The sequence below is a fragment of the Sphingopyxis sp. YF1 genome (assembly GCF_022701295.1).
Lineage (GTDB): Bacteria > Pseudomonadota > Alphaproteobacteria > Sphingomonadales > Sphingomonadaceae > Sphingopyxis.
On the sequence record NZ_CP033204.1, the window covers coordinates 353,503 to 376,533 of the forward strand.

Genomic DNA, 23,031 nt, shown 5'->3' on the forward strand with positions numbered 1-23,031 from the left:
GCGGGCTTAGATCCTCCCTGTGGCCGCAGGCAATGGGGAGGTGGCGGCGCGAAGCGCTGACGGAGGGGCGAAGGACGCAGCGTTGCGGCCCCTCCACCACCGCCTGCGGCGGCGGTCCCGCTGGCGCGGCGCGCCGTCTGCGACTCCCCCATCGCTACGCGACAGGGAGGATTGGCGGAAAGCGACCGATTGCGGCCGCTCTTCTCCCCTCCCGCTTGCGGGAGGGGTCGGGGGTGGGCAGCGGCGTCGCGACGGCCCACCCCGCTGCGGCTAACCAGCAAGCTGGCAAGCCTCGCTGCCCCTCCCGCACGCGGGAGGGGAAACCGGTTCGCCACTCAATCGGCAGCTTTCCACCCCTAAACGACCATCGTGTTCGCCGCCCGCGTCAGTGCCAGGGCGAGGTGCGCACGCTCCAGTAGACGATGTAGAGCAGCCCCGCCCACAGGAGCAGGATGAAGACCATGCCGGCGCGGCTCGACGGGCGGTGGCTCGCGGCTTCGGCGGCGGCGTGGAGTTCGGCCCAGAGCGGGTCGGGGATCAGGCGGCGTACCGTCCACAGGCCGAGCGGGACGAGGATCAGGTCGTCGAGCCAGCCGAGCACGGGGATGAAGTCGGGGATCAGGTCGATCGGCGACAGCGCGTAGGCGGCGACCGCGACCGCGAGCAGGCGCGCATGCCATGGCACGCGGTTGTCGCGCGCGGCGAGCCAGGCGGCGTGCGCCTCGACGGCGAGACGGTGGCCGAGATCGGCGATGCGTTCGGTTAGGGATTTGCCGGGCATGATCTTGTCTATTACGCTCTGACGATGGGCATCCAACTCAAAAACGCACGCGTCGAACGCTGGCCGGTCGCGGGATCGTTCGTGACTGCGCGTGGCGCCCGGACCTTCGTCGATGTCGTGGTCGCCGAGGTTGCGGCCGGGGGTTTCGGCGGGCGCGGCGAGGGAACGCCGGTCGACTATCAGGGCGAGAGCGCCGAAAGCTGCCGCGACGCGCTGTTGCGCGCGGCGCCCTATCTCGCGGGGTTGGACGCGGCGGCGGCGCGCGCGGCGGTGCAGGAACTGATGGGGCCGGGGGCGGCGCGCAATGCGCTCGACTGCGCGCTGTGGGACCTCGAGGCGCGGCAGCGGGGCGAGCCGCTGTGGCGGATCGCGGGATGCGAAGGTGCGCCGGCACCGAGGATCACCGCCTACACCATCTCGCTCGGCGATCCCGACGCGATGGCGGCGCAGGCAGCGGCCGCCGCCGCGGCGGGATTTCACCTGCTCAAGCTCAAGCTGACCGGCGAGGGCGACCGTGCGCGCGTCGCGGCGGTGCGCACCGGCGCGCCCGACGTCCGGCTGATCGCCGACGCCAATGCGAGCTGGGGCCAGCTCGACCCGCTCGACGAGGCCGAGGCGCTCGCCGAGCTGGGGGTCGAGATGATCGAGCAGCCGGTGCCGGTCGATGCCGATGCGTTGCTCGACGGCGTCTATGCGCCCATTCCCTTCGTTGCCGACGAAAGCTGCCAGACGAGCGCCGACATCGCGCGGATCGGCCCCTTCTACGACGGGGTGAACATCAAGCTCGACAAGGCGGGCGGGCTCACCGAGGCGTTGCGGATCGCCGACGCCGCCGACGCCGCGGGACTGTCGATCATGGCCGGGTGCATGCTCTGCACCAGCCTGGCGATCGCCCCCGCCTTCGTGCTGGCGCAACGCGCGAAATGGGTCGACCTCGACGGCCCGGCGCTGCTGGCGAAGGATCGCGAGGGCGGGTTCCGCTACGCCGACGGGCGGATTGTGGCGCCAAACTAGCGCGGTGCGCACAATGTGAACCATTTGCCCCGAGCTTGTCGAAGGGCCGTTCTTCCTTCCATGGAAAGCAAGAACGGTGCTTCGACAAGCTCGGCATGAACGGAGGAGTGAAGCTGTCGGCGCTGCCGCGGTGAAGGCCAGCGCTACAGTGTCACCTCGGCATGCTGTCCCAGTTCGCCATTCTTCATCGTCAGACCGGTGGCCAGTTTGAACAGCCCCTTGATGCCGGGATCGGCGGTCCAGATTTCGGCATTGTCGAGGTCGAAGCGGAGCAGGAGCAGCTTCGGGTCGCTCTTGCCGCCTTCGTACCAGGCGGCGATGCCGTTGTTCCACAGCCTGTCGAGCACGGCACGGTCGGTTTCGGTGCGCAGCGTGCCCGCGATGCAGGCGAAGAGGTCGTGGCCCTTCGACGCGAACTGCGCCATCGCCGGACCGCCCGCGGCGAGGCGGTTGTCGGTCGCGGTGAAGAACCAGAAGGCGCTGTCGGCATCCTTGTCGAGCTGCGCGTTCATCGGGATGCGATGGTCGCGCTCGCCGGTCAGGCCGACCATCAGGCAGGGGCTGGCGTCGAGCGCTTTCCAGAAACGCTTCGTGATGTCGTCGGTCATGGGGAACTCCTTCTTCCCCCTCGACAAAGGATCAACGCGGGAGCCGCCGCGCCGTTGCCCGGCTCAGCGCGGGCGCGGCTCGGCATAGCTGACGACCTCATATTCGATGCCGTCGGGGTCGAGGAAATAGAAGCGGCGGCCCGGCTCGTAATCGCCATGACTGAAGGGAGTGAGGCCGACCGCCTTCACGCGCATCTCGGCGGTATCGAGGTCGTCGACCTGTACGCCGACATGGTTGAGCGGTTCGCCCTTCGGATAGCGCGCGTCGGCATGGTCGCCGTCGGGGCCGGCGTAGAGCGCGATATAGGCGCTTTCGCTGCCGAGGTGGATGGTGCGCCCGCCATCGCGCGCCGGGCCGCGCCAGCGTTCGTGCCAGCCGAAGATCGCCGACAACAGGCCGGCGGTGCGATCGGGGTCGCTGACCGTCAGGTTCACATGTTCGATGAAGGCGTGCGTCATGGCTTGCTCCGCTATTCGGGGTTGACGCGGCGGGTTATGAAAGCTCAAGTGAGGTTAAGATCAAGGGGAAATGACGCGGCGCGTTCGAGGATCGTCACTGGAAGCGACGCGAAGCAATCGGGAGCGGTTATGCGCCTCCGGATTGCCACATCGCTTCGCGCCTCGCGATGACGGGAGGGACAGGATGCACCGGAACGACCTGATCGCGATCGGCGAACTGGCGGCGCGCACCGGGGTCGCGGTGTCGGCGATCCGCTTCTACGAGGCGAAGGGACTGGTCGCGGCGCTGCGCACGCGCGGCGGGCAGCGGCGCTTCCTGCGCGCCGACATCCGCCGCATATCGTTCATCCTGATCGCGCAGCAGATGGGCCTCAGCCTCGAGGAGATCGGCGCCGAACTGGCGCGCCTGCCCGCGGGGCGAAACCCCAACGCCGCCGACTGGGCGCGGATCAGCGCCGGGCTCCGCGCGCGCATCGCGGCGCAGATCGCGGCGCTCGAACGGACGCAGGAATTGCTGGGCAACTGCATCGGCTGCGGTTGCCTGAGCCTCAAGAATTGCAAGCTCTACAACGCGCGCGACAAGGCGGCGCAGCGCGGCGCGGGGCCGCGCTATGTGCTGGGCGACCATTATCGCGAGATCGCCGAAATCGAATGACCCGGGACAAGAAAGCCGGCGACGGCCACAAAAATCTGATGTTAAACGGTATCATAGCCGGAAATCGGCGTTGCACGTGGAGAGGCTCCATGAAGAATAGTTTCTATCCGATTCTGCTCGCAGTCGCCGCGGTGCACGCGGCTCCGGCGCTGGCCGAGGCGCCGGCCGCCTCACCGCTGCTCGGCAGCTGGGCGGTCGATACGGCGCGCCTGACGATGCCGCCCGAGGCGCGGCCGAAAAGCGTCACCATCACCTATAGCGATGTGGGCGGCGGCAAATGGAAAACCAACGTCGCCGTAGTCCTGCCCGACGGCAAGAGCGTCGAGGCGACCTCGACCTATGTCCCCGACGGCAGCGCGGTTCCCGTCGAGGGGCATTTCGAGGCTGACACCGCGGCGACGCGGCTGCCGGAACCCGGCGTGATGGTCACCGCGCTCGCGCGCGGGGGCGTGCCGGGATCGATGCGCACCTACACGGTCTCCGCCGACGGCCAGACGATGACCGAGACCGTCGTGTATTTCAAAGCGGGCGGCGTGCCGGCGATGCGGACGAACCATTTCAGCCGCGTGCGTTGAGGGGATCGGCGAAAGGTCGGAACGGGGTGGCGAGCGAACGTCGCCTCATTTCCCGTCGTCACCCCGGCGAAGGCCGGAATCTCGCCGGTGCATCATGGTTTGCAGGGCGGGATCCCGGCCTGCGCCGGGATGACGGAAAATGACCGAATCCAGCCCTCCATGCACCCCGGCGAAAGCCAGGGTCCATTGCAGGAACATGCCGGGTTCGCGTCGGTGCTCTGGGCCCCGGCTTTCGCCGGGGTGCACATCTCCAGCGGTTGCTGCCGGTCGAAACCGGCAGTTTCCCTTCAGCGGATGATCATTCCGTTCAGACCGCGCCCCATTCAGACCGCGCTCAACCGTTCGATCTCCGGCGCGCCGGCGAGACAGGGGCCGAGGCGGGCACCGATCGTGCGGAAATGGTCCGACGCGCGGTGCGCCTCGACCGCCGCGGCGTCGTCATAGCATTCCATGACCTTGTAGACGCCGGCCTCGTCGGTGCGGAACAGCCGGTAATAGCTGTTGCCCGCTTCGTTCGCGGCGACCGCGGGGGCGAGTTCGGCGAAGACGCCCTCGAATTCGGCTTCCTTGCCGGGCTGGACGCGCAGCGTCGCGATAATACCGATGGCACTCATTCGATTCTCCCCGTGCGTCAGGCCTTGAGGTCGGGGTCGACGGTCCAGCCGTCCTCGACCTGGATGCCGAAGCTGTTCAGCATCATCGAAACCTGGGTGTATTGGCCGACGGTCATGACGAGGTCCATGCGGCCCTTGTCGCCGAGCGGCGCGAGCGCCGCCCAGCTGGCGTCGGTGACGAAATGATCGTTGGTGAGTTCGTCGGTCGCGCGCAGCATCGCGCGGTCGAGGTCGTTCCAGCCGTCGGCGTCGGGGCCGGCCTTGATCCGTTCGATCTCGGCTTCGGTGAGGCCGCAGTCGAGCCCGATGCGCTTGTGCTGCGTCCATTCGTAACCCGAACGGCAGTTCCAGCCGGTGCGCAGGATGACGAGCTCGCGGTCGCGGGGGGTGAGCGCGCTGCGCCGCGACAGGATGTAGTTGCCCCAGCCGAGGAAGGCGGTCATCGCCTTGGGCGCGTGCGCGAGGGTGCGGAAGATATTGAGGATGCGCCCGCCGCCGACGCGGCCGCCGTTGCTGGCGAAAAAGGGTTCGAGCGCGGCGCGCTGGTCGGCATCGAGCCGGTCGAGATCGACCGGCTCGATACGCGGTTTGGTCAGGCGCAAATCAGAAGACCTCGAACAGGCCCGCTGCGCCCTGGCCGCCACCGATGCACATGGTGACGACGGCATATTTGACGCCGCGGCGCTTGCCCTCGATCAGCGCGTGGCCGACGCAGCGCGCGCCGGTCATGCCGAAGGGGTGGCCGATCGAGATCGAGCCGCCGTTGACGTTGAGCAGCTCGTTCGGGATGCCGAGCTTGTCGCGGCAATAGAGCACCTGCACGGCAAAGGCTTCGTTGAGTTCCCAGAGGCCGATGTCGTCCATCTTGAGCTCGAAGCGTTCGAGCAGCTTGGGGATGGCGAAGACGGGGCCGATGCCCATTTCGTCGGGTTCGGTGCCCGCGACCGCCATGCCGACATAGCGGCCGAGCGGGGTCAGGCCGCGCTTCTCGGCGAGCTTCGCCTCCATCACGACGCAGGCCGACGAGCCGTCGCTGAGCTGGCTGGCGTTGCCGGCAGTGATCGTGTGGCCTTCGCCCATGACGGGCTTGAGGCTCGCGAGGCCTTCGAGCGTGGTGTCGGGACGGTTGCACTCGTCCTTGGCGGCGACGACTTCCTGATAGGAAACTTCCTTGGTTTCCTTGTTCACGACCGCCATCGTCGCCTTGCACGCGACGATCTCGTCGTCATATTTGCCCGCGGCCTGCGCGGCGGCGGTGCGCTGCTGCGACTGGAGCGAATATTCGTCCTGCGCTTCGCGGCTGATATTGTAACGCTTGGCGACGACCTCGGCGGTGCCGATCATCGGCATATAGGTGTCCTTGTGCATCGCGAGCAGCTCGGCGTCGGGCTCGATGAACACCTTGCCGCTGCCGCTGACCTTCGAGATGCTTTCGACGCCGCCGGCGACGACGATGTCCTGGCGGTCGACGATGATCTGCTTCGCGGCGGTCGCGATGGTCATCAGGCCCGACGAACACTGGCGGTCGATCGACATGCCGGGGACGGTGACGGGCAGGCCGGCGCGCAGCGCGATCAGGCGCGCGACGTTCGGCGACTGCGAACCCTGCTGCATCGCGGCGCCGAAGACGACGTCGTCGATCTCGCCGCCTTCGAGCCCGGCGCGCTTGACTGCGGCCTCGACCGAAAAGGCGCCGAGGGTCGGCGAGGGGGTGTTGTTGAACGAGCCGCGCGCCGCCTTGGTCAGCGGGGTGCGGGCGGTGGAAACGATGACGGCGTCACGCATGTCGATATTCCTTCTGCTTGGATCCGGTTCTTTTCGGGGGAGGTCGGCCGGGTCAAACCTTGGTCGATGGTGTCAGACGAAGAACTGGCTGATCCATTCGGCCATCAGTGCGGGCTTTTCCTCGCCCTCGATCTCGACCGTGAATTCGAGCGTCTGCTGCCACTGGCCGGGGCGCTTTTCGTCGAGTTCGAGCAGCTTGAAATGGCCGCGCACGCGCTTGCCCGAACGGACGGGCGCGAGGAAGCGGACCTTGTTGCCGCCGTAGTTGACGCCCATCTTGACCCCGGCGGGGCGCGGGCAGTCGGACTTGGCCATCAGCACCGGGAACAGTGACAGCGTCAGGAAGCCGTGCGCGATCGTGCCGCCGAAGGGCGTCAGCTTGGCCTTTTCCTCGTCGATATGGATGAACTGATGGTCGCCGGTGGCGTCGGCGAACTTGTTGATCATGTCCTGGTCGACCAGCAGCCACTCCGACGTGCCGAGCGATTGTCCGACCAGTTCCTTCATTTCCTGCGGCGTGATGGCGCCCATGTCTCATCCCCTCATCTGCTGTGAGGGGCGCGTTCTAGGCCGGTCTTGCCGCATTGCACAAGGGCGAAGCGGCAGGACACGGCTGCCGTAGCGTCACGCGGGGCCGGTCGCTTTCGCTGCCGCGGTGCGCGCTTTCGGGGACTCGGCATAGGGCATGATCATCGTGCCGTCGGGGGCGGCGGTGAAGGTCGTCTGGGTCGGATAGGCGAATTCATAGCCCGCCTTCGCCATCGCATCGAACAGCCGGATCGCAACCGCGGTCCGCGCCTTCGTCACCACCTCGAAATCCTCGCTGAACACGTCGAACAGCAGTTCGAAATCGAGGCTCGACGGGCCGAAGGTCACGAAGCTCGACCGGATGAATTCATGGCCTTCGGCACGGACCTGCTCCTCGAGCAGCGCGGGCAGCTCGCGCAGCATGTCGGGCGTCGTCTGGTAGATGACGCCGATCGCGAAGGTGACGCGGCGGCGGTGGAGATGCGCGAAGTTGGTGATCTCCTTTGCCAGCAAATTGGTGTTCGACACGACGAGCAGCTCGCCGTTGACCGAGCGCAGCCGCGTGCTTTTCAGCCCGATGCGTTCGACCGTCGCGGTGCTCATGTCATATTTGATCGTCTCGCCGACGCGGAAGGGGCGGTCGAAGATGATCGACAGCGACGCGAACAGATCGGAGAAAATGCCCTGCGCGGCGAGGCCGATCGCGATGCCGCCGATCCCGAGCCCGGCGACGAGGCCGGTGACATTGACCCCCATATTGTCGAGGATGACGATCGCGGCGATCGCGAAGAGCGCGACGCTGATCAGCAGGCGGATGATCCCCATCGCGTTCGACAGCGTCTCGTTATGCCCCTCGGCGGCGCGGCGCTGGATCAGCCCGAGGATGATTTCGCGCGCCCAGATCGCGACCTGCAGCACGACCGCGATGGTGAAGACGAACTGGATCACCGACATGATCAGCGACGGCGGCTGGGCATAGCCCGCGACCATGCGGATCGCGATGATCGCGAGCACGCCGGACTTGGTCTTGTGGATGACGCGTCCGACGATGTCGGTCAGCGTGAACTGGCCCGGCGCCGCCTGCGCACGCTTGAGCGCGAAGGTGCGCACCAGCGACAGCAGGGCATAGATGATCAGCCCGGCGGCGATCGCGATGCCGATCTGCAGCCAGTGGCTCTGGATCCAGCCGAGGCTGGCGTCCCACCAGTAGCGCAGGTCGTCGATCGGATTGTTCGCCGTGGTCCGGACGGTTTCGCCTGCCTTGGCGGCGGTCTTCGGTGCGGCAGTGGCGGCGGCGGTCAATAGCGTAAGGATCACGTCTTTCCTCTGGGTCGGGCGGAACGGAGCAGGGCGGCCGCGGCGGGGCACGCTCCAGATAGGTCAAAAATCCGCGTTCGGCACGCGAAAGATCGGACCGCGCGATGGCGATCACCGGGATAGCGTGCGGGATGGGCAGAAGGTTCCGTGCCCGGTCGTCCGACCCCCTAGGCGCGGGGGTCAGGCGGAGGCCGCGGGCTGCCGCGGAGGAACTTGCGCGGGGCGCGCCATCAGTGGGCGCCAGCCGGCCTCGCGCTCGCGGCGGCGGACATAGGTCGACAGCCCCATTTCGAGCGCGAGCATCATGTAGATGAAGGGCTGGAACGCGATTCCGACGAACAGCGAGCCGACCATGTAGACGATGTGTCCGTGCTGGAGCGCGGTCGCGAGCGGGGCGATCCATTGTTCCTCGGCGCGGCGCGTCTTGAGATAGCGGCGGCGCAGCCGCTCCATCTGCACCAGCCCCGAGAGGTGCAGGATCAGCCAGAGCGCGAGCCCCGGATAGCCCTGTTCGCCGAGCATTTCGAAATAGCTCGAATGATAGGCGCGCGCCTTTTCGTCGTGGATCGTCGATTCGGATTGCTGCGGCTGGTCGGGGTCATAGGTGCTGCTGCCGGTGGTTTCGACGCGCAGGCTGTTCTGGAGATAGGCCTGGAAGCCGCCGCCGAAGGGATTGTCCTTCGCATAGTCCCACGTCCACGCCCACACCGCGACGCGCGTCGAGGCCGACTGGTCGGACTTGTAGCCCTGGATCGTTTCCATGCGCTGGGTGAAGCTTTGCGGCAGGAATGGCACCGCGGCGAGCGCCAGCGCGCTGGCGCCGGCGATGTAGAGGACGCGGTGCTTGACCGCGCGCAGCGACAGCACCGCGAGCACGCCGATGCAGATGAGCCCGGTGCGCGCCTGCGTCCCCACGGGGAGCAGCATGCAGGCGAAGACGAGCGCGAAGCAGAAGGTCGAGACGCGCCAGTCGGGTGGAAAGATCGTGCCGTGCCGGCGGTACCAGAGGATGAGCGGGATGATCGAGATGCCGACGGTCGACATGATCGAGCCTTCGTAGAGGCCGAAATTTTCGTTGAGCAGCAGTTGGAGCGAACCGTAGCCGCCGCCGCCCGCCGCGGTCTTGATCCCCCCCGCGATCGCGATCGACGCCGCCGAGAGCAGCATGATCAGCAACAGCGCCTCGATACGCAGCTTGGTGCGCAGGGTCAGCGGCAGGAAGATCGCCCAGACGAGCGCCTTCCACACCCACGTCCATTTTTCCTGCGCCTCGACCGGAAAGTCGGCGTTGATCGTCGTCATCCAGCAATAGAGCAGCAGCGCGATGAGCAGGAATTGCCGCCCCGACCACCGTGTATCCTTCTTGTCGTCGACCGTGAGCCAGCCGACGATGGCGAGCGCGAAGACGATCAGCGAGATCGGGATCGAGTTGATCAGGAAATAGCTCAGCCGCTGCGGCGCGACGATGTCGATGTAGCAGAAGGCGAGCACGAACAGGAACGGCTTGCGGAAGCCGACGCCGATGAAGGCGAAGAGGAAGGCGACGAAGGCGATGTCACGCATCGCCGCGGTCCCGCATTTCGGCCTCTTCCTTGCGCCGCTGCCACAGCATGCGCGGGCTGACCTCATGGTCGAGGTCGTCGCGGTGGAGCAGGCGCCACAGCGCGATCGCCATCAGGACGTGGGTCAAACCAATGGAAAAATTGTCGACCATCGGTCGCTGCCGGCCTTGCTGTTGCGTCGTGCCCGCTTTGGGCCTGGGCGGAGGTCTAACGCAACGGGGTTGACGCGGCGTTAAGGCTTCCGTGACATGGAACGCGTGTCATGACCCGCATTCTCCACGTCCTCGACCATAGCCTGCCCGCGCACAGCGGCTATACATTTCGCACGCGTGCGCTGATGAAGGCCCAGGCCCTGAAGGGGTGGCAGGTCGCGGGGGTCACCGGGGTACGGCACCCCGAGCCGGGCCCCGACGGCGAGACCGTCGACGGACTGACCTTCTATCGCACGCCGCCGATCGCCGCCGCGCCCTCGCCGATTCGCGAATGGCGCGAGATCGGCGCGCTCGCCCGGCGCATCGAGGCGCTCGTCGGCGAATGGCAGCCCGACCTGCTCCACGCGCATTCGCCGGTGCTCGACGGGCTCGCCGCGCTGCGCGTCGGCAAAAAGCTGGGCATTCCCGTGCTATACGAGATTCGCGCCTTTTGGGAGGATGCGGCGGTCGGCAACGGGACCGGGCGCGAAGGCAGCGCCAAATATTTCCTCACCCGCCAGCTCGAAACGCATGCGGTCAAATCGGCCGACGCGGTCGCGGTGATCTGCGACGGGCTGCGCGGCGACCTGATCGCGCGCGGGGTCGATCCGGGCAAGATCATCGTGTCGCCGAACGGCGTCGACCTCGACCTGTTCGGCGATCCGCCGCCGCGCGACGCCGGGCTGGCGGGCGAGCTTGGCCTTGGTGAGGGCGATGCGGTGATCGGTTTCATCGGCAGCTTTTACGATTATGAGGGCATCGACGACCTGATCGCCGCGATGCCCGCGCTCGTCGCGGTGCAGTCCGGGGCGCGGCTGCTGCTCGTCGGCGGCGGTCCGATGGAGGCGGCGCTGAAAGCGCAGGCCGCGGCGTCACCGGTCGCGGCGCGCATCCATTTCGTCGGCCGCGTGCCGCATTCGCAGGTCGAACGCTATTATTCGCTGATCGATATCCTCGCCTATCCGCGCAAGAAGATGCGGCTGACCGACCTCGTCACGCCGCTCAAGCCGCTCGAGGCGATGGCGCAGGGCAAGCTGGTCGCGGCGTCGGACGTCGGCGGGCACCGCGAACTGATCGAGGACGGCGTGACCGGGACGCTGTTCGCGCCCGACGATCCCGCGGCGGTCGCCGCGGCGCTGGCGGATCTGCTCGGCGCGCGCGGCCTCTGGCCCGAGCGGCGGCGCACGGCGCGGTTTTTCGTCGAAGAGCATCGTAACTGGTCGTCAAACATTTTGCGTTACGAGCCCGTTTACCAACGGTTGCTGCGCGGCGATTCCGGATCGCTCGCGGCCTGACGGGACAAGGTCTGGAAGCATGGACGACGAACAGGGCAAATCGATCGGGGACAGGCTCGCCGTGCTGTGGCGGGCGCTGCGTCCTGCCGTTCCGGCGGTGATCGGCGCTTCGGCGCTGACCTTTCTGTTCGTCGCGGTGATGCCGATCGCCTGGGTCGCCTCGATCGGCTGGCAGCTTTATCTCGACCGGCTTTCGGATTTCTTCGTGCCGCCCGTCGGCAATGGCGGCCGGCTTGCGCTCGCGGTCGGCATGGCGGCGATCGCCGCGCTGCTCGCCGGGCTTGCGGCGCTGGCGCTGCCCAGCCCGCGCGGTGCGGTGAAGCGCCTCCTGCAAATGCGGCAGGGTGCGGGCGACGCGTTGCCGCGGCGCCGCGCCGACGCCCATCCCGACGACAGTCCGCGCCCGCCGATCCGCGCCGGTCGCGAACTGCCCGAAGGCGGCCTCGGTCCGCTGGCGCCGCCGATGCCGGAACGCGTGCCGGACTCCGGCGACGCGGCGGAGGAGGAGCTGATCCTCGCCGACCTGGCACCGGTCGACTATGATCCCGACGATGCCGACGCGCCCTGGCTCCAGCCCGCCGAGGTGGCGGGCCGGACGATGCCCGATGCGGCCGACACCAGCCTCGGTGCGATGGTTGCGCGCTTCGAAGCCGGGCTCGAACGCCGCCGCGCGGTGGCGGCGGGGGCTTCCGATGCGGCACCGCCGACGCTCGCTGCCAGCGCCGAAGGACCGGTCGAGGTCGACTTTGCGCTCGAAGCCGCGCTCAGCACGCTGTCGCGGATGACCCGCCGCGCGGTCGGCTAATCCTCCACCGTCAATATTTCGATTCGCATGCTGCCGTCGCCGGCCGCCTCGACGACGAGGTCGGCGACGATATGTCCCGGCAGCCGCCATTCGACCGCGCCGAGGCGCGCCTGCAGCGCCGGACGTGCGAGCGCGGCGTCGCCCGCCCCCGATGCGCAGGGAAAGGCGTGGCGCGCGCCGACGAAATTGGCGCTCGCCCACGGGCGCAGCGTCGAGGGGCCGAGCAGCAGGCCGTGCGGCAGTTCGCGCGCGAGCAGCCGGCGCAGGCGCCCGTGCGGGCAACCGGGACGGATCGGACGAACGGGCGACCACAGCATCAATTTTCTCCCTGGTGACGCGGCTGGCTGAAGCGGAGGTCGCCGCGCGGGCGGACATGGCCCGCGCGCCGGTCGGCACGCCATTTGTTCATGAAATGTTCCATGCGACAGACAAGGCGGCGCCCGCAGCGGCGCCCCGCGCGCAGGTCGTGCACCAGCCGCGGGTCGCGCGCGGTTTCGTGGCCGAACACGCTTTGCGGGATCGCCGATTCGACGAGGAACGCCTCGATCCGCTGCAACAGGCCTTCATCCATATGTCCCTCCCGATCGCGTGGTACGGGCGATTCGCCCAAATAGGATATTTCCTATTTGATAGGCATTTTCCTACTTGTCTAGGAAAAATCCTATTGATACACACGAAATAGGAAGGACCGATGCCGTGACCGATTTCGTCGACGATCCGCGCACCGCGCTCGCGCGGCTGCTGGCCGACAAGGGCATCGATTATGCGCAGCTGTCGGCGGCGATCGGGCGCAATCCCGCCTATATCCAGCAATATATCAAGCGCGGATCGCCACGGCGGCTGGGCGAGGAGGATCGTGCGCGCATCGCCGCCTATCTGGGGGTGGCGGAGGCGATGCTCGGCGGGCCCGCGCTGCGCGTGGCGGCGCCGGCGTCGCGGCGCGGGCCCGACATGGTGCTGGTGCCCAAGCTCGCGATCGGTGCCTCGGCGGGGGCGGGGCGCATGGTCGACGGCGAGGCGGTCGAGGGCGAGGTCGCGTTCGACCCCAAATGGCTGCGCGGGCTCGGCGCCGATCCGCGCGCGCTCAGCATCATCCGCGTCGAGGGCGATTCGATGGCGCCGACGCTCAACGACGGCGACGATATATTGGTCGACGGCGGCGATGCCGCGGGGCGGCTGCGCGACGGCATCTATGTGCTGCGGCTCGACGATGCTCTGATGGTGAAGCGCATCGCGCGCGCCGGTGCTGCCGGGCGCATCGCGGTGATCAGCGACAATCCGCAATATCCCAGCCTCGACCTGCCGATGGCGTCGGTGCGGCTGATCGGCCGGGTCGTATGGACCGGGCGCCGGGTCCGATAGGGCCGGGGCGCCCCGGCCGGATCAGATCGGCTGCGCCATCACCGCTTCGATCTCATGTTCGAGCACTTCGGCGCGCTGGCACTGGTCTTCGCGGCCGTCGCGGCATTTTTCGGCGGCCTTGTCGCGCTGGCGCGACAGCTTGCCGAGTGTCTCCTCGCGCTCGCGCATCGCGCGGCCGCGGTTGCGGTCGGCTTCGTCCTGGCTGGTGGTCGACCAGTCGGCGACCTGACTCACCGCCTTCACCGGCGCGGTGACGACGGTCTTGACCGCGCTGACGCAGCCGCCGAGCAGCGGAAGGGCGATCAGGGGAAGGAGTATCGCGCGCATCGTTCGATCCTTTTGGCCGGGCGGATTTCATCGCATATCGCGGCACCGCTGAACAGCGGATTGCGGCGGGCGGACGGTGCGCGGCGCCATAGTGTCATATCACTGAAACAAATGGTTAAATCTGTCTTTACTATCGCGTTCTAGGTCGGCGTGACCATCCGCTGACCAAAGATCGCCATGACCGCCGCGCCCGACCTGCTTGCCCCCGTCTCCGGCCACGAGGCCGCCGTCCGCACCGATGCGTCGCTGTCGCGGGTGATCGACGCCTTTCGCGGCGACCCGCGGCTGCGCATCCTTGCGGTGCTCGATGCCGGCGATCGCCCCGTCGGGATCATCCGCGAACAGCGCGTGCGCGAACTGCTCTTCTGTCCCTATTGGTTCTCGCTGATGCAGAACCCGACGATCGGCGGTTCGATCGCGTCGATGATCGAGCCGTGCCCCGTCGCCGACGTCGGCGAGACGACCGCGGCGCTGCTCGCGCTGGCGTCGCGTTCGGGCGGGGCCGAAGGCCTGCTGCTGGTGCGCGAGGGGCGGTTCGTGGAGACGCTCGACGCCGGCCAGCTCGCGCGGCTCGCGATGCTGCGCGAGGTTGAACTGGCGCAGGAGGGCGGCGCGCGCGCGGCGCGGATCGATGCGGCCGGGCGCGGCTTCGAACGCGACGTCGCGGCGCTGACCAGCGCCCTTTCGGCGACCGCGCGCGACGTCGAGGCGGTCGCTGGCGAACTTGCGGCGCGCGCGCAGCAGGCGGGAAGCGACGCGGTGTCGGTCGCGGGGGCAACGGCGCAGACGCTGACCGGGCTCCACGAACTCGGCGACCGGGGGCAGGCGCTCGCGGCGGCGATGCAGCGGATCGTCGACGACGGCGCGCATGCCCGCTCGGTACGCCACGACGCGCACCAGAAGGTCCGCCTTGCGGGCGAGCGCACCGCCGCGCTGCGCGAAGCGAGCCAGGCGATCGAACAGATGCTGGCGCTGATCATCGATATGGCGCGCCGCACCAACATGCTCGCGCTCAACGCCGGGATCGAGGCGGCGCACGCCGGCGACGCCGGGCGCGGTTTTGCGGTCGTCGCGACCGAGGTGAAGGCGCTCGCCGGACAGACGCGCGCGGCAGCGGGCGACATCGCGGGGCACGTCGAGCGCATCCGTGCGATCGTCGGACATGTCGCCGAGGGTTTCGCCGACGTCGAGCGCGCGATCGACGCGACCAACGGCTTTTCGGATGCCGTCGACCATGCGGTCGGCGGACAGAGCGCGACGACGCTGACGATTGCCGCCTATGTCGAGCAGGCGGTCGGTGCGGGCCACGAGATCGAGACGCGGGTGCGGCAGATCGGCCGCGGCGCGGCGGCGGTCGGTGACGACGCTGCGATGCTCGGGCGCCTCTCGGCCGACCTGTCGGGCGCGGCGCTGTCGCTCCACCAGCGCACGCGCCATTTCGTCGAGGCGGTCGCCGCCGCCTGACGGGTGATTTGCCAAATCCTTGCCGTGGCGCGCAAAATCGCTAGTCTTCCCCTCGCGCCGGCGGCGCCTTGACCGTCCCGGCGGGGAGGAGAGGGTCATATGAGTAACATGCAACGCGGTCTTGCCGAGTTCATCGGCACCTTCTGGCTCGTGTTCGGCGGCTGCGGCAGCGCGGTGCTGGCGGCGGCCTTTCCCGACGTCGGCATCGGCCTGCTCGGGGTTTCGCTGGCGTTCGGCCTGACGGTGGTCACCATGGCCTATGCCATCGGCCATATTTCGGGCTGCCATCTCAATCCCGCGGTCACCGTGGGGCTGTGGGCCGGCGGGCGCTTCGACGCGCGCGATATCCCGCTCTACGTGATTGCGCAGGTGCTCGGCGCGATCGTCGCGGCCTTTCTGCTCTGGCATGTCGCGGCGGGCAATCCGGCGTTCGACCTTGCAACCAAGGGTCTTGCGGCAAACGGCTATGCGGCAGGGTCGCCGGGCGGCTACGACATCACCTCGGCGCTGATCATCGAAATCCTGCTCACCGCCTTCTTCCTGTGGATCATCATGGGATCGACCGACGGCCGTGCGCCCGCCGGCTTTGCGCCGATCGCGATCGGGCTCGCGCTCACCCTGATCCACCTGATCTCGATCCCGGTGACCAACACGTCGGTCAATCCGGCGCGCAGCACCGGCCCGGCGCTCGTCGTCGGCGGGCTGGCGCTGCAGCAGCTCTGGCTGTTCTGGCTCGCACCGCTCGTCGGCGGGCTCGTCGGCGGCTTTCTCTATCGCAAGGTGGGTGCCGACAGCTTTCCAAAGCCCAATATCGAGGGCGAGTGAACGGGAGGCGGGCGGAGGTTAGCCTCCGCCCCTCCTATTTGAGCAGGTCGACCGCGAAGGCGCGGACGTCGGCCGCGATGTCGGGGCGTTCGAGCGCGACCGCCAGATTGGCCTGGATATAGCCGGCCTTCGACCCGCAGTCGTAGCGCGCGCCGTCGAAGGTCACCGCGTGGAACGGCTGGTCGCCGATCATCTCGGCCATCGCGTCGGTGAGCTGGATCTCGCCGCCGGCGCCCTTTTCCTGCTGTTCGAGCACGCGCATCACCTCGGGCTGGAGGATATAGCGGCCCGAGACGATGAGGTTCGAGGGCGCATCCTCGATCCGCGGCTTTTCGACCAGTCCCCGGACCTCGGTCAGCGCGCCGTCGCGTGTCCCCGGGGTGATGACGCCATAGCTCGACACCTGTTCGCGCGGCACTTCGAGCACCGACAGCAGGTTGCCGCCGACGCGCGCATAGGCGTCGACCATCTGCTTCATGCAGCCGGGGCTGCCGTGCATGAATTCGTCGGGCAGGAAGATCGCAAAGGGTTCGTCGCCGACGATGTCGCGCGCACACCAGATCGCATGACCGAGCCCGAGCGGTTCCTGCTGGCGGACATAGGCGCAATTGCCCGGGCCGAGCCGCGTCGGTTCGAGCACCGACAGGTCCTTGCCGCGTTCGGACATCGTCTTTTCGAGTTCGAAGGCGATGTCGAAATGATCCTCGATCGCGCTCTTGCCGCGTCCGGTGACGAAGATCATCTGCTCGATCCCCGCCTCGCGCGCCTCGTCGACCGCATATTGGATCAGCGGCCGGTCGACGACCGGCAGCATCTCCTTCGGGATCGCCTTGGTCGCGGGCAGGAAGCGCGTGCCAAGGCCGGCGACGGGAAAGACGGCTTTGCGGATCGGTTTCATGGCGCCCGGGCTTAGCGCCGAATTGAGACCAAGAAAAGAAGCGGAAAATCCGTTGCATCGCGGCGACTTCTGCGCAAGTCGAATGGCGCGATGCGCGGGCGCTGCGCAAGCGGTCGATGGGGGGAATCCATGCGTGCTTTGATCACTGCCAGCCTTGGTGCCGTGCTTTTCGTCTTGCCGGCGGCGTCCACTGCCGGCGAGACGGTTCCGGTGGCGGCGCCCACCGATTCGCATATGGCGGCGGCGATCGAGCTGGCGCGGTTCGTCAACGGAATGAACCAGATCGACCAGCAGGCCGAGCGGATGCTGACGACCATCGCGACCCACGCGTTCACGACCGATCCCAATCTTGCCGCGCTCAAACAGGAATATCCGGGTATCGAAAAATTGTTCCTCGATACGCTGCGGCCGATCATGACGAGCGAACTGGCGCAGATCCTGCCCGAATATAACCAGGCGGTCGGCGAATTTTTCGCGGCCAACTTCACCACCAAAGAGATTGGCGAACTGGCGACCTTCTGGCGATCCGACGTCGGGCAGACGCTGCTGCGTTCGGTTGCCGGCCACATGGACTATGCGTCCTCGGCGAAGGAAATCGTGACGCAGCTGGATCAGGAGGGCGCGCCCGAGATCAGCGGCAACGCGGTCGAAGCCGACAAGAAGAAAGCGGTGAGCAAGGGGGTGCGCGAACTGACCCCGCAACAGCGGATCGCGATCATGCGCTTCGGGCTGACCCCGACCGGGCGCAAGATGACGCGGCTCGTCGACCAGAAGAACGAAATCGACCGGCAGTGGATGAACCGCGACCTGTCACCGGCAACCCAGGCGCGGGTCGAGCGCGAGCTGGGCGATGCCCTGCTCGGTTTCATCGAGGAACAGGAGCGCCAGCGCAGCGCCAAGCCCTGACGCCCGGCGTCAGGGTTCGACGATCACGACCACGCGGCGGTTGTCCTGGCGTCCTTCGGCGGTGGCATTGTCCGACAGCGGCAGGGCTTCGCCGCGTCCGACCACCTGTTCGGGGGACAGCGTCATGCCGTTCGCGCGCATCGGGCCGGCGACGACCTCGGCGCGCGCCTGCGACAGCTTGAGGTTGTAGGCGTCGCTGCCGGTCGAATCGGTGTGACCCTCTACCCGCGCCGAGACGATGCCCACCGACGCCAGCCGCCGCGCGACATTGGCGATGACCTCGATCTGCTCGGGCTTCAGATTGGCATCGTCGGTCGCGAAGAGCAGGCGTTCGGGGAGCGTCAGTTCCCAGCCCGTGTCGGTTTCGACGAAACCCTCCGCCTTGAGGACCGCGACCTGTTCGGCATTGAATCCGGTCTGCGGCGGCAGGCTCTGGCAGGCCGCGAGCAGCGTGGCGACGGCAAGGATCAGGAAGGAACGGATCGGGCGGGGCAATGCGGGGGTCATCGGTTCACGCTTTCGGTTTCAGAGGGGGGAGCGGTTGGACAGCTTGTCGGCGTACATTGCCGCATCGGCCATGGTGAGCAGGGCGGTTGCGTCGGCCGCGTCGTCCGGGAAAACCGCGACTCCCACGCTTGCCGACGGGCGATAGACGGCGCCGTCGGGCAGCGTGACCGGTTGCGCGATACAGGTGCGCAGATGGTCGGCGAGCGCCTCGGGCTCGGTATCGGGGTCGAGCGGATCGACAAGAACCACAAATTCGTCGCCGCCCATGCGCGCGGCGAAATCGCCGTTGCGGAGCGTGTCGCGGATGCAGCGCGACAGCGCGACGAGCACCGCATCGCCCGCAGCGTGGCCGAACCGGTCGTTGGCGGCCTTGAAATTGTCGGCATCGACGAAGAGCAGCGCGAGCCGGTCGCCGCGCTGCGCCGCCGCGGCGACGCGCAGTGCGAGCTGTTCGTCGAAGGCGGCGCGGTTGGGCAGCGCGGTGAGCGCGTCGTGCGAGGCCCTGTGCGCGAGCGCGGCACGCTCGCTTTCCATGCGGCCCTGCCAGCCCTGCAATTCGTCGAGCAGCGCGTTGATATCGCCGCCGAGCCGGTCGAGCTCGGCGATGCCGAGCGGCTGGACACGCTTTTCGAAGCGGCGGTGCAGGCGCACGTCGTGCGCCACGGTCGCGATCTCGTTGAGCGGTTTGACCAGCTCATATTCGAACCGGCGCGCGAGCGCGATCGTCCCCAACGCGGTGACGACCAGGCAGGCCAGACCCGCGAGCAGGCCGATCCGCACATAGTCGATGACGGTCGAACTGTCGCCCCACACCTCGATCGTCCCGATCTCCGACCCGTTGCGCCGGATCGCGACGGCATAGGGTTCGGGAAAGAAGACGCGCGTCAGCAGCGGGGCCGGATCGGGGCGCGGCGACGCCCATTCGGTCAGCGGGCGGCCGCGGTGATCGAGCACGCGCAGCCGGGCGATACCGTCGATCTTGGTCAGCGGCTCCAGCCCCTCGCGCGCGGCGACGGCGTCATTGAACACCAGCGCAGGTTCGACACCATAGGCGCCGAGTTGCGCCGCGAGCTCGACATTGCGGTCGGCGTAGCCGCGCATCGCGGTGATGCCCGCGAGCAGGATCGTCAGCCCCGACAGCGCGACGGCAAAGAGGGTGATGCCGAAATGAAAGCGCGACAGCAGCTTTTGCAGCGTCGTGCGCGGTGCGGGGCGGCGGCTCATGTTCCGCCTCCGTCGCCCCGGCCGATCTTCAGCACGCGCGGGTCGATGCGCAGCGGTCCGCGCGCGATCGCGTCGAGATTGACCGAGAAGCTCAATCCGCCCCGCCGGTGCACGAGGCAGAACATCGCGCCGTGGAGGCAGTCGGGATCGTCGTCGCTGATCGTCAGCACCGGGCGGTTGCGGACCCAGCCGATCAGCCGGTTGCGGTCGGCGTCGGGCAGGCGACCGAGGAACAGGATGTCGCAGTCGCCGGCCGCGGTTGCCGCCGCGACGGTCGTGCGGCGCACCGCGATCGCGGGGCCGCGCCCGGGTACGTCGGGCGCGATCCGGTCGGTCAGCCGCGGACCGCCGACGACGCACAAAGTCTTGACCGGTTCGACAGGAGCGGGCCAGCGCACATAGGAGACGATGCCGCCGAGCATCCGGTTGACCGCGCCGGACACGCCGCCGCTCTCATCCTCGACGATCGTCTGGCTGGCCGCCTGAACCGACATCTGCGGCGTCGTCGACAGCGCGCCGATCAGGAACAGCGATGCCAGCACGCGACGTCAGACCCCCAATCACAGGACGGACAGGCTGCCCGAATGTGGCGGCGTCCGCTAGCCCAAACCGCCCGAAAGTCAATGAAAACCGGTGTCATGGCGTCATTTTGACGCGCCCGGCGCGACGAATCGGCCTAGCTGCTACGCAGCCGGTCGGCGAAGCCCTTGCGCAGTTTGGCGAGCTTCGGCGGGATCACCGCCATGCAATAGGGATTGCGCTGGCCTTCGCCGTCCCAATAGGCCTGATGATAATCCTCGGCGGGATACCAGTCCGATGCGGCCTCGACCGAGGTCACGATCGGCGCCGGCCAGTCGGGCTGCGCGCGCGCGATTCCGGCGCGCGCGGCATCGCCCTGCGCGGCGTCGAGCGGGAAGATCGCGCTGCGATACTGGGTGCCGATGTCGTTGCCCTGGCGGTTGAGCTGGGTCGGATCGTGCGTCGCGAAAAACACGTCGAGCAGGTCGCCGTAGGACAGGACGGCGGGGTCGAAGGCGATACGGATCGCCTCGGCATGGCCGGTGTCGCCCCCGCACACCTGCTTGTAGGTCGGGTCGGGCACGCTGCCGCCGATATAGCCGCTCTCGACGCTTTCGACCCCCGCGAGCGACTGGAACACCGCCTCGGTGCACCAGAAGCAGCCTCCGGCGAAGATCGCGGTTTCTCGGGTCATGGGTCGGTCCTTGCTGGGGTGGAATGAGCCCCTCAAAATAGGGCGGCGCCCACTTATTCCAAGGGGGCAAGCGCGGCGAGCAGCGGGGGTCTGGCCGCGGGATCGGCGACGCGCGCGGTGCGCATCGCGGCGATCTCCGCCTCGATCGCGGCGATGCGTCTTGATCGCGGCGGATGCGTGGCGGCGCGGATCAGCGGTTTCTTGTGCCGCTGCCAGAAGCGCACCGCCGCCAGCGGATCATATCCCGCATCGGCGAGCAGCCACACCGACAGCCGGTCGGCCTCGATCTCGGTCGCGCGGACGCGCTCGATCGAGCGATCATCTGCAAGCCGCGCGCGGTGGCGCAGGATGTTGTGCGCCAGTTCGTGCGCGACCACCGCGGCCAATTCGCCGTCGTCGGCGATCGATCGCGCGAGGTCGAGACGAAGCCGGACGAGCTGGCCATTGGCGGCGGCCTGCGCGCCGCTGCGCTCGATACGAAACGCGCTGGCGCAGCCCGGCGCCGCGTCGAGCCGGTGGAGTGTGCCGTCGCCGTCGGTCACCGTCAGCGGCGCGGTGGGGTCGTGCACGGCCAGCATCGCGATGACGGCGTCGATGCGGAGCGTCGGGCCGTCGCCGAAGACCGGGATCGGGACGCCCTCCATCGCGGCGAGGCGGGTGCCGACCGCCAGTCCCGCGCGCGCGGCGGGCGATCCGGGGGCGATGGCGGCGATGAAGGGGCCGTCGCCGCGCGCGCCATAGGCCCGTTCGGCGCCCGGCCGGTCGCCGGGATCGAAACGCCGCGGATCGCTCAATATCCATCCGGGCTGCGGGGCGGTCGCGGGGCACCAGCGTGCGCTCGCGGTGGTCAGCCGCCAGCCGGCGTCGGCGAGGCGCGCTTCCTGCCGCGCGAGCGCCGCCACGTCCGTTGCCGCTGCGGGTCCGGGCGCGAGCAGGGTCGCGGCGGCGAGCAGAAGGAGGGGCAGGCGGCGGCGCATCGCAGCCCGCCTATCAGGCGCGCGCCGACCGGACCATGAATTTCGGCGGCCTGGCGGCCCGGCCCCTTGCCTATCCGCGGGCGAAGGACGATAGGGCGGCCATGGCGCATTCCCCCCGATCCGCTCCCCGCCCCACCGCGCTCGCGCGCTGGCTCTGGCTCGTTGCCCTGCTCGTCGTCGTCGTCGTCGGTGTCGGCGGTATTACCCGCCTGACCGAATCGGGGCTGTCGATCACCGAATGGCGTCCCGTATCGGGCGTGATCCCGCCGACCAACGAGGCCGACTGGGTCAAGGAATTCGAGAAATACAAGCAGATTCCCGAATATCGGGAGATCAACAAGGGGATGTCGCTCGACGCTTTCAAGGCGATCTTCTTCTGGGAATGGGTCCACCGCATCCTCGGCCGCCTTGTTGGTGCGGCGATGGTGGTGCCGTTGCTCTGGTACGCCTGGCGGCGTGCGATCCCGTCGGGCTACGGCTGGCGGCTGGCCGCGCTGACCTCGCTCGTGGGGCTGCAGGGCGCGATCGGCTGGTGGATGGTCGCCTCCGGGCTCGAATATCGGGTCGACGTCAGCCACTACCGGCTCGCGACGCACCTGCTCACCGCGCTCTTCCTGCTCGCGGGGCTCGTCTGGACCGCGCGCGACCTGTCGGCGCTCGCGCGCAACCGGCAGGCCCGGCCCGCGCGGCTGACCGGCTTCTCGCTGGCCGTGATCGGCATCCTGTTCGTGCAATTGCTGCTCGGCGCGTGGGTCGCCGGGCTCAATGCCGGCCAGGTCGCCAGCACCTGGCCGCTGATGAACGACCATCTGGTGCCCGAGGGTATCGACTGGAGCGGCGGCGCCTGGCTCGCGATCACCAACGATCCCTTCCTGCTCCATTTCATGCACCGCTGGTGGTCGTGGGCGGCGGCGCTGGCGCTGCTGTGGCTCGCGCGCACGCTCGCGCGGCGCGGCGCCCGGACCGAAGCGGCGCTGATCGTCGCGGTGGTCGCGGCACAGATGTCGCTCGGCATCTGGACCGTGCTCAGCGGCGTGTCGCTGTGGATCGCGGTGCTGCACCAGGTGGTCGGGGCGATCCTCGTCGCGGTCACGGCGGCCGCGTTGCACCGACTGGGCCGCCGCGCCGCATGATCGCGG

The 23,031-nt window shown here is 68.3% G+C and carries 29 protein-coding genes; 10 read left to right on the top strand and 19 right to left on the bottom strand.

Annotation, left to right across the window (positions count from 1 at the left end; translation table 11 throughout):
* Nucleotides 1–385: 385 nt before the first annotated feature.
* Nucleotides 386–781: a DUF1232 domain-containing protein gene (locus tag EAO27_RS01810; protein WP_242776514.1), complete on the bottom strand. Its 396-nt coding sequence runs from the start codon at nt 779–781 to the stop codon at nt 386–388.
* Nucleotides 782–805: 24 nt separating this feature from the next.
* On the opposite strand from EAO27_RS01810, the gene EAO27_RS01815 reads away from it, so the two are divergent.
* A complete protein-coding gene (locus EAO27_RS01815; protein WP_242776516.1) occupies nt 806–1,795 on the top strand; it encodes a dipeptide epimerase in 990 nt (329 codons plus the stop codon).
* Nucleotides 1,796–1,938: 143 nt separating this feature from the next.
* On the opposite strand, the gene EAO27_RS01820 is transcribed toward EAO27_RS01815, so the two are convergent.
* Together EAO27_RS01820 and EAO27_RS01825 are read right to left on the bottom strand one after the other, a co-directional pair.
* Complete coding sequence (locus EAO27_RS01820) at nt 1,939–2,403, bottom strand: pyridoxamine 5'-phosphate oxidase family protein (RefSeq protein WP_242776518.1); 465 nt, start codon at nt 2,401–2,403, stop codon at nt 1,939–1,941.
* Nucleotides 2,404–2,466: 63 nt separating this feature from the next.
* On the bottom strand, nt 2,467–2,862 hold the full coding sequence (locus tag EAO27_RS01825; RefSeq protein WP_242776520.1) for a VOC family protein: 396 nt from the start codon (nt 2,860–2,862) through the stop codon (nt 2,467–2,469).
* A 184-nt stretch (nt 2,863–3,046) separates the two neighbouring features.
* Here EAO27_RS01825 and soxR point away from each other — a divergent pair, with 184 nt between their 5' ends.
* On the top strand, nt 3,047–3,517 hold the full coding sequence (soxR, locus tag EAO27_RS01830) for a redox-sensitive transcriptional activator SoxR (protein WP_242776522.1): 471 nt from the start codon (nt 3,047–3,049) through the stop codon (nt 3,515–3,517).
* 89 nt (nt 3,518–3,606) lie between these two features.
* Nucleotides 3,607–4,092, top strand: coding sequence for a hypothetical protein (locus EAO27_RS01835; protein WP_242776524.1), 486 nt, complete (start codon nt 3,607–3,609; stop codon nt 4,090–4,092).
* Nucleotides 4,093–4,415: 323 nt separating this feature from the next.
* Here EAO27_RS01835 and EAO27_RS01840 read toward each other — a convergent pair whose 3' ends face one another.
* The 7 genes from EAO27_RS01840 to EAO27_RS20900 form a co-directional block, all read right to left on the bottom strand.
* Nucleotides 4,416–4,706 (bottom strand): putative quinol monooxygenase, encoded by a 291-nt coding sequence (locus EAO27_RS01840; protein ID WP_242776526.1) that lies wholly within the window; start codon nt 4,704–4,706, stop codon nt 4,416–4,418.
* Nucleotides 4,707–4,723: 17 nt separating this feature from the next.
* Nucleotides 4,724–5,308: a carboxymuconolactone decarboxylase family protein gene (locus tag EAO27_RS01845; protein WP_242776528.1), complete on the bottom strand. Its 585-nt coding sequence runs from the start codon at nt 5,306–5,308 to the stop codon at nt 4,724–4,726.
* A gap of 1 nt (nt 5,309) precedes the next feature.
* Nucleotides 5,310–6,491, bottom strand: coding sequence for an acetyl-CoA C-acyltransferase (locus EAO27_RS01850; protein ID WP_242776530.1), 1,182 nt, complete (start codon nt 6,489–6,491; stop codon nt 5,310–5,312).
* 72 nt (nt 6,492–6,563) lie between these two features.
* A complete protein-coding gene (locus tag EAO27_RS01855) occupies nt 6,564–7,022 on the bottom strand; it encodes a MaoC family dehydratase (protein ID WP_242776532.1) in 459 nt (152 codons plus the stop codon).
* A 93-nt stretch (nt 7,023–7,115) separates the two neighbouring features.
* Nucleotides 7,116–8,336 (bottom strand): mechanosensitive ion channel domain-containing protein, encoded by a 1,221-nt coding sequence (locus EAO27_RS01860; protein WP_242776534.1) that lies wholly within the window; start codon nt 8,334–8,336, stop codon nt 7,116–7,118.
* A gap of 180 nt (nt 8,337–8,516) precedes the next feature.
* A complete protein-coding gene (locus EAO27_RS01865) occupies nt 8,517–9,899 on the bottom strand; it encodes a putative O-glycosylation ligase, exosortase A system-associated (RefSeq protein ID WP_242776536.1) in 1,383 nt (460 codons plus the stop codon).
* Nucleotides 9,892–10,026 carry a hypothetical protein gene (locus EAO27_RS20900; RefSeq protein ID WP_278190115.1) on the bottom strand — a complete coding sequence of 45 codons (135 nt, stop codon included), beginning with the start codon at nt 10,024–10,026 and terminating at the stop codon, nt 9,892–9,894. The genes EAO27_RS01865 and EAO27_RS20900 overlap by 8 nt, the downstream gene beginning before the upstream one ends.
* Before the next feature lie 134 nt (nt 10,027–10,160).
* On the opposite strand from EAO27_RS20900, the gene EAO27_RS01870 reads away from it, so the two are divergent.
* Both EAO27_RS01870 and EAO27_RS01875 read left to right on the top strand, forming a co-directional pair.
* Nucleotides 10,161–11,384: a TIGR04063 family PEP-CTERM/XrtA system glycosyltransferase gene (locus EAO27_RS01870; RefSeq protein ID WP_242776538.1), complete on the top strand. Its 1,224-nt coding sequence runs from the start codon at nt 10,161–10,163 to the stop codon at nt 11,382–11,384.
* Nucleotides 11,385–11,403: 19 nt separating this feature from the next.
* Entirely contained in the window at nt 11,404–12,189 is a 786-nt protein-coding gene (locus tag EAO27_RS01875; RefSeq protein ID WP_242776540.1) for a hypothetical protein, read from the top strand.
* On the opposite strand, the gene EAO27_RS01880 is transcribed toward EAO27_RS01875, so the two are convergent.
* Together EAO27_RS01880 and EAO27_RS01885 are read right to left on the bottom strand one after the other, a co-directional pair.
* Entirely contained in the window at nt 12,186–12,506 is a 321-nt protein-coding gene (locus EAO27_RS01880) for a hypothetical protein (protein WP_242776542.1), read from the bottom strand. The two genes, EAO27_RS01875 and EAO27_RS01880, sit on opposite strands and share 4 nt — an antisense overlap.
* Nucleotides 12,506–12,760 carry a hypothetical protein gene (locus tag EAO27_RS01885; RefSeq protein WP_242776544.1) on the bottom strand — a complete coding sequence of 85 codons (255 nt, stop codon included), beginning with the start codon at nt 12,758–12,760 and terminating at the stop codon, nt 12,506–12,508. Before EAO27_RS01885 ends, EAO27_RS01880 begins: the two co-directional genes overlap by 1 nt.
* A gap of 125 nt (nt 12,761–12,885) precedes the next feature.
* Between EAO27_RS01885 and EAO27_RS01890 the strand changes: the two genes are divergently transcribed.
* A complete protein-coding gene (locus EAO27_RS01890) occupies nt 12,886–13,551 on the top strand; it encodes a S24 family peptidase (protein WP_242776546.1) in 666 nt (221 codons plus the stop codon).
* Between the two features lie 21 nt (nt 13,552–13,572).
* Here the strand turns inward: EAO27_RS01890 and EAO27_RS01895 are convergent, their stop codons facing one another.
* Nucleotides 13,573–13,878 carry a hypothetical protein gene (locus tag EAO27_RS01895; protein ID WP_242776548.1) on the bottom strand — a complete coding sequence of 102 codons (306 nt, stop codon included), beginning with the start codon at nt 13,876–13,878 and terminating at the stop codon, nt 13,573–13,575.
* A gap of 177 nt (nt 13,879–14,055) precedes the next feature.
* Here EAO27_RS01895 and EAO27_RS01900 point away from each other — a divergent pair, with 177 nt between their 5' ends.
* Together EAO27_RS01900 and aqpZ are read left to right on the top strand one after the other, a co-directional pair.
* The gene (locus tag EAO27_RS01900; RefSeq protein WP_242776550.1) at nt 14,056–15,342 is read left to right on the top strand and encodes a methyl-accepting chemotaxis protein; all 1,287 of its coding nucleotides are present in this window, start codon (nt 14,056–14,058) and stop codon (nt 15,340–15,342) included.
* Between the two features lie 99 nt (nt 15,343–15,441).
* Nucleotides 15,442–16,167, top strand: a complete 726-nt coding sequence (gene aqpZ, locus EAO27_RS01905) for an aquaporin Z (RefSeq protein ID WP_242776552.1) — start codon at nt 15,442–15,444, stop codon at nt 16,165–16,167.
* Nucleotides 16,168–16,201: 34 nt separating this feature from the next.
* On the opposite strand, the gene galU is transcribed toward aqpZ, so the two are convergent.
* Entirely contained in the window at nt 16,202–17,065 is an 864-nt protein-coding gene (gene galU, locus EAO27_RS01910; protein ID WP_242776555.1) for a UTP--glucose-1-phosphate uridylyltransferase GalU, read from the bottom strand.
* A gap of 129 nt (nt 17,066–17,194) precedes the next feature.
* Here galU and EAO27_RS01915 point away from each other — a divergent pair, with 129 nt between their 5' ends.
* The gene (locus EAO27_RS01915; protein ID WP_242776557.1) at nt 17,195–17,971 is read left to right on the top strand and encodes a hypothetical protein; all 777 of its coding nucleotides are present in this window, start codon (nt 17,195–17,197) and stop codon (nt 17,969–17,971) included.
* A gap of 9 nt (nt 17,972–17,980) precedes the next feature.
* Here the strand turns inward: EAO27_RS01915 and EAO27_RS01920 are convergent, their stop codons facing one another.
* From EAO27_RS01920 to EAO27_RS01940, 5 genes are all read right to left on the bottom strand, one after another.
* Nucleotides 17,981–18,478 carry an OmpA family protein gene (locus EAO27_RS01920; RefSeq protein ID WP_242776559.1) on the bottom strand — a complete coding sequence of 166 codons (498 nt, stop codon included), beginning with the start codon at nt 18,476–18,478 and terminating at the stop codon, nt 17,981–17,983.
* 18 nt (nt 18,479–18,496) lie between these two features.
* On the bottom strand, nt 18,497–19,702 hold the full coding sequence (locus tag EAO27_RS01925) for a diguanylate cyclase (RefSeq protein ID WP_242776561.1): 1,206 nt from the start codon (nt 19,700–19,702) through the stop codon (nt 18,497–18,499).
* Nucleotides 19,699–20,244, bottom strand: a complete 546-nt coding sequence (locus EAO27_RS01930) for a YfiR family protein (protein ID WP_242776563.1) — start codon at nt 20,242–20,244, stop codon at nt 19,699–19,701. The genes EAO27_RS01925 and EAO27_RS01930 overlap by 4 nt, the downstream gene beginning before the upstream one ends.
* A gap of 134 nt (nt 20,245–20,378) precedes the next feature.
* On the bottom strand, nt 20,379–20,915 hold the full coding sequence (gene msrA, locus EAO27_RS01935; RefSeq protein ID WP_242776565.1) for a peptide-methionine (S)-S-oxide reductase MsrA: 537 nt from the start codon (nt 20,913–20,915) through the stop codon (nt 20,379–20,381).
* A gap of 53 nt (nt 20,916–20,968) precedes the next feature.
* Entirely contained in the window at nt 20,969–21,892 is a 924-nt protein-coding gene (locus EAO27_RS01940) for a M48 family metalloprotease (RefSeq protein ID WP_242776567.1), read from the bottom strand.
* A 101-nt stretch (nt 21,893–21,993) separates the two neighbouring features.
* Here EAO27_RS01940 and EAO27_RS01945 point away from each other — a divergent pair, with 101 nt between their 5' ends.
* Nucleotides 21,994–23,025, top strand: a complete 1,032-nt coding sequence (locus EAO27_RS01945) for a COX15/CtaA family protein (protein WP_242776569.1) — start codon at nt 21,994–21,996, stop codon at nt 23,023–23,025.
* Nucleotides 23,026–23,031: the final 6 nt, after the last annotated feature.